General features: G+C 69.4%; 1 protein-coding gene. It reads left to right on the top strand.

Annotated features, from left to right (window positions below):
* Positions 1 to 88 precede the first annotated feature (88 nt).
* On the top strand, positions 89 to 250 hold the full coding sequence (locus ACR9ZK_RS22615) for a hypothetical protein (RefSeq protein WP_481344170.1): 162 nt from the start codon (positions 89 to 91) through the stop codon (positions 248 to 250).
* Positions 251 to 255 lie beyond the last annotated feature (5 nt).

The following is a 255-nucleotide window of genomic DNA, read 5'->3' as shown; positions in this document are numbered from 1 at the left end:
CCCCCCCCCCCCCCCCCCCCCCCCCCCCCCCCCCCTCTCCAACAAGAACACTGCCCCCTAGATGTAGCTCCGTCTCGTGGGCTCGGAGATGTGTATAAGAGACAGGGGCAGGGCCGCTCACGGCGCGCTCGATGGCGACCGCGACGGGACAGGGGCGCACGGTCCGAGCGCGGTCGTCCACCGCCGGCGAAGGCGTGCCGGCCCTGTCTCTTATACACATCTGACGCTGCCGACGAAGGAGAGAGTGTAGATCTC

This window comes from Monashia sp. HAY1-5C, from assembly GCF_056755255.1.
The sequence above is the reverse complement of the archived record's forward strand: the minus strand, read 5'-3'. Positions and strand labels throughout refer to the sequence as shown.

Bases quoted from the DNA above. Each gene is read 5' to 3' on its own strand.
- ACR9ZK_RS22615 (WP_481344170.1), top strand. From the start codon at position 89: ATGTGTATAAGAGACAGGGGCAGGGCCGCTCACGGCGCGCTCGATGGC.